Origin of the sequence: Spirulina subsalsa CS-330 (assembly GCF_028330765.1) — a bacterium.
Taxonomy (GTDB): Bacteria; Cyanobacteriota; Cyanobacteriia; order Cyanobacteriales; family Spirulinaceae; genus Spirulina; species Spirulina subsalsa_A.
This window is the reverse complement of sequence record NZ_JAQMTY010000032.1, coordinates 21,449-28,599: the sequence shown is the minus strand read 5'-3', so window position 1 is coordinate 28,599 and position 7,151 is coordinate 21,449. Positions and strand designations below refer to the sequence as shown.

Genomic DNA, 7,151 nt, shown 5'->3' with positions numbered 1-7,151 from the left:
TGCATCCCACTTTTGCAGATTCCCATGGCTCGCCAGGGAGCACCCTCATCCCCAGCCCTTCTCCCGCAGGAGAAAGGAGCCAAAAGCCCTCTCCTGAGGGAGAGGGTTGGGTGAGGGATTGCATAACTGGGATGCACTCCTTCTAGCTCGCTGCCTTGACTACAGAGGGGGATTAAACGCAGGGGAGGTCAACCTTAGAACGTTCTGTATAAGCAGTAGCTATGCCTAGAGAGGCGAACATCGCTCCCTAGCGAATTTCAAACCCTAACCAATCCCCAGGCGACCGGCTAAACCGGGGCTGAGGGGGATCAGGGTTGCCAACATTAAGAAGAGGGCGAGGAGGCCGAGGGCGGCGCGGGCATCGTTGGGTTCAGTGAGTTCGTTGAGGCTGGGGCGTTCGAGGTCGCGCTGGACGAAGAGAATGACGATGCCCCAATAGAGGGGGATCGGGTTGGCGGCGTTGAAGATGGCGACGATGCCGAGGACGACAAGGGTGGCGATCGTCGTGCGGCGGGCGGTTTTGCGGCCATAGATGGCTTGAACGATCCGGCCCCCGTCCAGTTGACCGGCGGGCATGAGGTTGAGGGCGGTGATCACGAGGCCAAGCCAACCGATGACGGTGAGGGGGTGAATATCAACGATCGCATTCTCCAATTGGCTCCCTAAAATCGTTTTCGCCAACGTCCCCACGAGGATCGAGCCTTGGAAAAATTGGGTGGGAAGTTTGAACAGACTGCCGGGATGGGAAAGAACTAACCCCGTCATCAACATCAAAAACGAGAGCAGCCCACCGAGGGCGGGGCCAGCGATCGCCACATCAAAAAGGGCGGAACGGTGGGGAACGAGGGATTCAAAGCGGGTGATGCTGCCGAACGTGCCGATCTGCCAACTGGGGAGGAAGAAGGGCCAGCTTAGTTTGATGTTGTAGCGTTGGGCGTAGAACCAATGGCCGAATTCATGAGCACCGAGAATGATCCACAAGCCTAGGGCAATGGGGATCGGTTCCAAATAACGCCCCAGATCGCTAAACCAATCAAACCCCAGCAGGAGGCTAGCGGCTTCGATGCTGGTGGCGAGGGTGGCGACGAGGAGAACGATCGCGAGATTTTTCTGGCCCAGGGTCATCGGTTGGGGGTCGTTGCGGCTGGGGAGGACGATGACGATGGGTTTACCGTCGGGGCTTTCCACAAGAAAGAGGCGGTATTGTTCGCCGCAGAGGTCGGTGAGTTTAGTCGAGAGGCGATCGTACACCGTATCCGGTTCCCCCCGCAGATTGCCCCGAAAAATGGCCCCATCTTGGTAGGCGATCGTTTCCGTGGCGAAAAAGGTGTCAATGCCGAAAATGCCCTTGATGGTTTGGAGGTCTTCGACGGGAATTGGGGAGGTGTCCGGTTCAAGATTCAGAGCGGTGGAGGGCGTGCTACCATCGGCGGCGGTTTCGCCCGCTTCGGCAGCGAGGCGTTGGGCGGCCCGTTGGCGGATGATTTCGTCTTGACCTTCGGCCCGGAGACGATTACCGAGGTAGATATACACCCCCGATGACCCGACGAGGAGCAGGATAATCAACACAAAGTTGATATAGACCCCCAGGGCAACGAGGCCGAAAAAGACCAGCCACGGGGCAATCAGGACGACGGATTGTAACCAGGCGAGAACGCCCAGTTTGCCGTAGGGCTTGGCGCGGTTATACCCCCAGATCAAGAATCCGGAGGCAACGGCGATGATGGCAAGGGTGGCGATCGCTTCTGAATGACTAAACATAAAATTTAGAGGGCGGGTGCGGAAAGCTTCTTTAGCCTAGCGTTGAATGGGAAAGGGCTACAAGTTATCGCAGGGCTGGGGCTAGTGAGAACGAGGACAACAGGAGAACAAGGGGCTTAAGCCCCTTGCCCGTTAGCGGCGGCGAGGGCATTGCGGAGGTAGTTTGCGACGAGGACAACAGGAGAACAAGGGGCTTAAGCCCCTTGCCCGTTAGCGGCGGCGAGGGCGTTGCGGAGGTGGTTTGCGTGGAGGGTCAGGAGGTGACGGCCCCGCTCTGCGTCAACGTTGCCCCAATGCATCAGGAGAGCGAGTTTCACCCATTGGCCACTGGCATCAAGGAGGGCTTCGGCAGCGGGGCGATCGAGGTCGGTGAGGTCTTGGAGGATGCGCAGGGCGCGATCGCGCAGTTTCGTATTCGTCACCGCCACATCAATCATCCGGTTGCCGTAAACCTTGCCCAATTTCACCATCACCGACGTGGAGAGGATATTAAGGGCGAGTTTGGTCACGGTTCCGGCCTTGAGGCGGGTTGACCCGGCGAGAATTTCCGGGCCGACGAGGAGGCGCAAATTCACATCCACCTCACAGGGGACTTGCTCGGCAGGCACACAGGCGAGAAAAATCGTTTTCGCCCCCTGCGATCGTGCTTTCCCCAACGCCCCATGGACGTAGGGCGTTGTGCCCCCGGCGGTGATGCCCACCACCACATCCTGAGCGGTAATCCCGTGGTCTGCGATCGCCGCTGCGCCATCCTCAGCACGATCCTCCAAGGCCTCGGAGCTTTTAAACATCGCCCCGGCTCCCCCGGCTAAAATCCCCTGCACCAACTCCGGCGGCGTGCAAAACGTGGGGGGACATTCCGCCGCATCCAACACCCCCAAGCGGCCACTGGTTCCCGCCCCCACATAAAACAAACGACCCCCCGCCGCCAGGGCCGCAGCGGTGAGATCAATGGCAGCGGCCAGATCCAGACGGGCAGCAGCGATCGCATCTAAGGTGCGGGCATCCTCTTGGTTAAACAGATCCACCAATTCCACCGCACTGAGTTGATCGAGGGTTTGACTGTTGGGGTTATTTTGCTCCGTGAGGAGATGCCCGCGTGAGGTTAAATGCTCCATGGCAGGGTTATAGCAATCCTTCTAAAAAACGGCGTTGGGCTTCGAGTTCAGCATCACTCATTTCCCCGGCCCGCTCCCGTTCCGGCACATCCTCGGTGGGTGGGGTCGGTTTTGTCGTCTCGTCGAGAGCCGTTGTCGGATGATCCACATTGGCTTCCGGGGGAATTTCTAAACGCCCCGACTCGACAAGTTCAAAGTCATAGCCCGCTTCTTGACAAAACTCTTCAATTTCTTCGGCGGGAAATTCCTCAACGCTGGGGGTGGGGAAATCTTGGGCTTCGAGTAACAGGGCATACCGGGCCGCATCTTCTTCGTCTTCAAACATCAAGATTTTATTTTGCCCTCCCATTTGGATGGTGTGGATGCCCTCATTTTCCGTACCCGCATTGATGAGGAGGACAAAAACTCGTCTAGGTGCAAGCATAGCGACTGTTAACGTTAACTCTTGACTCTATCCTTTCTAGAATATCGGATCTGTGCGATCGCTTCCTCACCTGCCTCAAACCCCTCACCCAACCCTCTCCCCCAGGCGAGGGCGTTGGACTCCCTTCTCCTGGGGGAGAAGGGCCGGGGATGAGGGCCAATCAACGGGGGTTTATGGGGTGAATTTTGGCTCACAATAACGGCCATATCGCGCCTGCTGGGGCGGGTTGAGTTGGTCTTGCTGATTCAACCAGACCCACATTTGATCCCCTAAACAAAAATGCCACCACTCATTCGGGTGTTGACGAAACCCCGCCCGCTCCATCGCATCTCGCAGCTGGGTACGGAATCGGTGGTAGCTGCGTTCCTGGTAAGTTGTGGCGGTGGCGTAGTAATCGGGGTGGGAGCGGGGAGAAATTTCGTCAATCTTGCCGCCCATGCTGATCTCGCAGTACCGATCAGTAACGAGGCTGAGATCGACAGCGGCTCCGGTGCTGTGGGGCGGTGGGGTGGCGGGGTCGAGGCTGGGGGCGGCCCAAAATTGATGGACTTCCTCCCAGAGAGCGGCTTGTTGGTCGGGGCTGAGGTGGCCGGGATCGAGCGATCGCGCCCGAATTAATTCCTGATAGGCATAGTTCACCATGAATTGCTGCACTGCCACAGGGCGATAGGCATCAAAAATTTGCAATCGCAAACCGAAGTGAGAGTATAGTGCGGTTTGCTGTAAGTAAATTTGCGCCTGCTGCAATGCCTCTAACACACCGGAGCGCAAAAAGTAAGGGGACTTCCCCCCATAATCTGCCCCCAATTTCACGTAGGGATGGGGGGATACGACGTCAAAGTGACCGTGGGGAATCGGCACGAGGGGTTCGCCACAGTCAGCGATCGCAATCTGTTGATAGGGTTTCATAGGCTGGAATCCTGATGATTAGATCTCTCTTCTGCTTGCGGCACAGGATCATAGCCCCCCGGATGCAAGGGGTGACAGCGTAAAATGCGTCGCACCGCCAACAGTCCGCCCCGCCCTGGGCCAAACCGTTCAATGGCCGTCATTGCGTATTGGGAACAGGTGGGCTGAAACCGACAGGTGGGCAACCACAGGGGCGAGAGCAGCAGACGATAGCCGCGAATTAACGTCAATAATAATGCTTTCATAGGTCTTAGGATCGAAGTGAATGCCGCATCACTCGCAGCAATCAAATCAACCCGATCGTCGTTTATCCATGCGTGACCATGCCGACTGCTGATCTGATGCCCATGAGTGGGGTTGCTCTTTATCTTGTCATGTTGGTTGCGATCGCCGAAAGTCTCAATCGCTTCCGCCACACCAGCCCGGAAACCTCCCGCAAAATCGTCCACATCGGCGCGGGTCAAGTGCTGCTCTTGGCTTGGTGGCTCCAGATTCCCGCCTGGGAGATCATCGGTGCGTCTGTGGTGGCCAGTATCATCGCCTTGGTTTCCTATGTGTTGCCGATTTTGCCCAGTATTAATAGTGTGGGGCGCAAAAGCTTAGGCACGTTTTTCTATGCGGTGAGCATTGGTCTGGTGGCCCTGTGTTTCTTTCCCGATCGCGCCCATTTCGCCGTGATCGGCATTCTGATCATGGCGTGGGGGGATGGTCTGGCGGCGATTATCGGTCAACGCTTCGGACGGCATCCCTACCACCTGTGGGGCAATCGTAAAAGTATGGAAGGGACGGGGACGATGGCGATCGCGAGCCTCCTCGTCACCGGCCTGATCCTCACGGCAGTCTATGGCGCGAGTGGCTTGGTGTGGCTCGTGGCGGTGGGAGTTGCGATCGCCGCCACCGGCCTTGAAGCGATCTCCCAACTGGGAATTGATAACCTCACCGTCCCCCTTGGCAGCGCCTTTATCTGTGCCTATCTCAGCCATTGGTTATAGGTTTTAAACCCCGGCAATCCTGCCACAGCAGTCAATCCGATGCCGTCCCACTTTTAAAATAGGTAAAAAAAGGGAGTAATCAGCGCGGCGACACCAATTCAAACCATCCTCTAGGTATGCCACCCCTCGAAAAAGAGCACCATTCAGGGGAAAACGGGGGCAATAACGAGGCAATCCCCAAGGGAATCGAGGGCGAGGGTCTTCCGGTGAATTGCGTATTTTCTCGTAAGCTGGCAAGATAATTCCATTCAATTGAATTATTTTTTCCGTAATCTTCTGTAGCCCAGCTTAGAAATTGGCCGACTGCCTCCAGGGGAGGAGCGCGAATTCCTTCCATAATGACCGAAGACACAACTATGATGAAGTGCTGTCTTTCGTCCCGCGACCACCCGATTATTTTTGACTATGTTTCACGTTTTCAACCGCCTCCACCCACGATCGCCTGTGTTCCTTGCCCTCCTTTGTGCCGGCGTGATCGGAGCGATCGCTGATCCATTCGCCGCCGCCCAAGCCGTTCCCGTCACCCAATGTAATGAAGCCGGGTTGCGGGCTGCGATCGCCGACACCCCCGACAACGGAACCATCACCTTCAACTGTGCCGCCAACAGCACCATCACCCTCAACGACGAACTCCAACTCACCAAAGCCCTCCGCTTCAACGGAGCCAACAGCCCCAACCTCACCCTCAACGGCCAAAACCGTACCCGCATCTTCCGCACCACCAAAAACCTCAGCCTCGAAAACCTCACCCTCAAAAATGGCAACGTCCGCAACCGCCAAAACAACATGAGTTGCGAAGGGGGAGCCGTCCACATCACCTTCGGAACCCTCACCACCGATAATGTCACCTTTGAAAATAACTCCGGCGTGCGCGGCGGGGCCATCTGTGGTAACTACAAAGCCATCCTCAACCTCAAAAACAGCACCTTCCGAGGCAACACCGCCGCCCAAGGCGGAGCCATCCTCACCAACACCAGCGATCTCCGCCTCACCGGATCAACCCTCCTCAACAATCGCAGCCGCCGAGGCAATGGCCTAGACGGTAGCGGCGGCGCTCTCTACACCTACGACACCCTGAATAAACGCAGCCCCATCCTGATTCAAGACAGTCGCTTTGCAGGGAACCAAGCCGAACACGAAGGCGGCGCAGCGTTCCTCTCCCACGGCAACGGCGTTAATGTGACGGTGCAAAACTCCACCTTCATCAATAACGAAGCCCTCTTAAATCCCAGCACCGGCATCGGCAGCGGTGGCGCGATCCGCTTTGCCCATGCCGGGGGACAGTCTACCGCCAGCCTCACCGATGTGGTCTTTGCCAACAATGGGGCCGATCAAGAAGGGGGGGCCCTGTGGGCAGGGGGGCGCAATGCCAACCTTAACCTCAACCTCAACCGGGTTACCTTCGTGGGCAATGCTGCTGGGCGCGTCCCCGATCCGCGCAAAAACGAAACCGCCGGCGGCGCGATGGTACTCTCTACCGGATTAAACAGCCGAGTGGTGATCAACGCCACCACCTTCAGCCAAAACACAGCGGGGAATGAAACCTCTGGGGCCATCTATATAGCATCGGATTTTGATGGGGGGAATGTGCGCCATCAGAATGTGATTGTGCGCAATTCGATTTTCGATCGCAACTGTTCCCAGAAAGATATCGCCGGAACCCCTGCCGTAGAAAACTGCACCCATCTCGTCCATGTCCGCACGATGCAGCGCCGGAATAATGACTTCATCCCTGCACCCCTGGGCGGGAATGCCTCGGTGTACGAATGGGTGGCCAATGTCCATGCACCATCGGGAACTCGCTACCCGATTACGGCGCGGAGTCAGGTGCAGGATGTGAAGGTACGCCCCTACCGCGATACGGGTGATGCGGTTCCGGATCATCCCTGTTCAGATGTCGAGGCGGGGTCTGGGGGACGCTGTCGCTAACGACATTTACGGGTGATC

General features: G+C 57.2%; 7 protein-coding genes. 2 read left to right on the top strand and 5 right to left on the bottom strand.

The annotated features are described in order from the left end of the window. Positions 1-264: 264 nt before the first annotated feature. The 5 genes from PN477_RS02555 to yidD form a co-directional block, all read right to left on the bottom strand. On the bottom strand, positions 265-1,761 hold the full coding sequence (locus PN477_RS02555) for a site-2 protease family protein (protein WP_272117472.1): 1,497 nt from the start codon (positions 1,759-1,761) through the stop codon (positions 265-267). 194 nt (positions 1,762-1,955) lie between these two features. Beyond that, positions 1,956-2,879: an N-acetylmuramic acid 6-phosphate etherase gene (gene murQ / locus PN477_RS02550; RefSeq protein WP_272117470.1), complete on the bottom strand. Its 924-nt coding sequence runs from the start codon at positions 2,877-2,879 to the stop codon at positions 1,956-1,958. 7 nt (positions 2,880-2,886) lie between these two features. Continuing rightward, the gene (locus PN477_RS02545; protein ID WP_272117468.1) at positions 2,887-3,303 is read right to left on the bottom strand and encodes a DUF3110 domain-containing protein; all 417 of its coding nucleotides are present in this window, start codon (positions 3,301-3,303) and stop codon (positions 2,887-2,889) included. Positions 3,304-3,474: 171 nt separating this feature from the next. Continuing rightward, positions 3,475-4,212 carry a M15 family metallopeptidase gene (locus PN477_RS02540; protein ID WP_272117466.1) on the bottom strand — a complete coding sequence of 246 codons (738 nt, stop codon included), beginning with the start codon at positions 4,210-4,212 and terminating at the stop codon, positions 3,475-3,477. Continuing rightward, complete coding sequence (yidD, locus tag PN477_RS02535) at positions 4,209-4,457, bottom strand: membrane protein insertion efficiency factor YidD (RefSeq protein WP_272117464.1); 249 nt, start codon at positions 4,455-4,457, stop codon at positions 4,209-4,211. The genes PN477_RS02540 and yidD overlap by 4 nt, the downstream gene beginning before the upstream one ends. 78 nt (positions 4,458-4,535) lie before the next feature. Between yidD and PN477_RS02530 the strand changes: the two genes are divergently transcribed. After that, positions 4,536-5,204 (top strand): diacylglycerol/polyprenol kinase family protein, encoded by a 669-nt coding sequence (locus PN477_RS02530; RefSeq protein ID WP_272117462.1) that lies wholly within the window; start codon positions 4,536-4,538, stop codon positions 5,202-5,204. Between the two features lie 405 nt (positions 5,205-5,609). Further along, the gene (locus PN477_RS02525; protein ID WP_272117460.1) at positions 5,610-7,133 is read left to right on the top strand and encodes a hypothetical protein; all 1,524 of its coding nucleotides are present in this window, start codon (positions 5,610-5,612) and stop codon (positions 7,131-7,133) included. The last annotated feature ends 18 nt before the right edge of the window (positions 7,134-7,151 follow it).

Excerpts from the sequence above, each read along its gene's own strand:
- PN477_RS02530 (WP_272117462.1), top strand. The coding sequence starts at position 4,536 with ATGCCGACTGCTGATCTGATGCCCATGAGTGGGGTTGCTCTTTATCTT.
- murQ (WP_272117470.1), bottom strand. The coding sequence starts at position 2,879 with ATGGAGCATTTAACCTCACGCGGGCATCTCCTCACGGAGCAAAATAAC.
- yidD (WP_272117464.1), bottom strand. The coding sequence starts at position 4,457 with ATGAAAGCATTATTATTGACGTTAATTCGCGGCTATCGTCTGCTGCTC.
- PN477_RS02545 (WP_272117468.1), bottom strand. The coding sequence starts at position 3,303 with ATGCTTGCACCTAGACGAGTTTTTGTCCTCCTCATCAATGCGGGTACG.
- PN477_RS02540 (WP_272117466.1), bottom strand. The coding sequence starts at position 4,212 with ATGAAACCCTATCAACAGATTGCGATCGCTGACTGTGGCGAACCCCTC.
- PN477_RS02555 (WP_272117472.1), bottom strand. The coding sequence starts at position 1,761 with ATGTTTAGTCATTCAGAAGCGATCGCCACCCTTGCCATCATCGCCGTT.
- PN477_RS02525 (WP_272117460.1), top strand. The coding sequence starts at position 5,610 with ATGTTTCACGTTTTCAACCGCCTCCACCCACGATCGCCTGTGTTCCTT.